This window comes from Leekyejoonella antrihumi (assembly GCF_007845645.1).
In the GTDB taxonomy this organism is placed as follows: Bacteria; Actinomycetota; Actinomycetes; order Actinomycetales; family Dermatophilaceae; genus Leekyejoonella; species Leekyejoonella antrihumi.
On the sequence record NZ_VCQV01000133.1, the window covers coordinates 1 to 1124 of the forward strand.

Below are 1124 nucleotides of genomic sequence, written 5' to 3' on the forward strand. Positions count from 1 at the left end.
CTAGTGGCGTGTCGTTTTAATTAGTTTATGGTTTGATGGGATAGTTAGGCATGGCCAACCATGCTGCTCCCGCTCTGAAACTGCATCCAGGTGACCGGGCGGAGCTGGTTCGGTGGCAACGCTGTTCGTCGATGCGTGCTGGTTTGGTGGTGCGGGCGCAGATCATCTTGTTGGCCGCGGATGGGGTGGCGAATCAACGGATTATGGAGCAGGTCGGTGTCTCTCGCCCCACGGTCAACAAGTGGCGGGCCCGGTACGAGGCTGAAGGGATTAAGGGGTTGGCGGACGCGGACCGGCCGGGTCGGCCCGCGACGGTAGATCAGTCACGGATCATCGCGGCCACGCTACGCAAACCGCCGAAGAAGCTGGGCGTGACGCACTGGTCCTCCCGGCTTCTCGGCACCAGGCTCGGGTTGCATCACTCGGTGGTCGCCGCGGCGTGGAAGTCCTACGGGGTCCAACCCTGGCGGGCCGAGACGTTCAAGTTCTCCACCGACCCGCAGCTGGAGGCCAAGGTCACCGACGTGGTCGGGCTGTACCTGGCACCACCGGAGAACGCGGTCGTGCTCTGCGTGGACGAAAAATCCCAGATCCAAGCCCTGGACCGCACCCGACCCGTGCTTCCGATCGCGCCGGGACACGCCGAGCAACGCACCCACGACTACATCCGGCACGGCACCACGACCTTGTTCGCGGCACTGGAGGTCGCCACCGGGCAGGTCACCGGGATCTGCAAGGACCGACACCGGCACCAGGAGTTCCTGACCTTCCTCAAACACGTCGCCCGCGCCTACCCCGACCAGCAGCTGCACCTGGTGATGGACAACTACGCCACCCACAAGAAGCAAGAAGTGCGCGACTGGTTGGAGTGCAACCCACGCATCCACATCCACTTCACCCCGACCTCCGGGTCCTGGCTGAACCTGGTCGAGGTCTGGTTCGGCATCATCGACCGGCAAGCCATCAAACGCGGCGCGTTTCCCTCCGTGCGGGACCTGGTCGGCAAAATCCGCCAGTTCATCAACGGCTGGAACGACCGCAAACACCCCTTCATCTGGACCAAGACCCCCGAGGAAATCATGGACAAGATCAACCGCAAGCGAACTTTAACGACGAGCCACTAG

1 protein-coding gene is annotated in these 1124 nt (G+C 62.9%); it reads left to right on the forward strand.

Going from position 1 to position 1124, the window contains the following annotated elements; translation table 11 throughout:
- The first annotated feature begins 50 nt into the window (after positions 1-50).
- The gene (locus tag FGL98_RS25105; protein ID WP_146321618.1) at positions 51-1124 is read left to right on the forward strand and encodes an IS630 family transposase; all 1074 of its coding nucleotides are present in this window, start codon (positions 51-53) and stop codon (positions 1122-1124) included.

Coding starts and splice junctions, on each gene's coding strand:
- FGL98_RS25105 (WP_146321618.1), top strand. CDS start 51: ATGGCCAACCATGCTGCTCCCGCTCTGAAACTGCATCCAGGTGACCGG.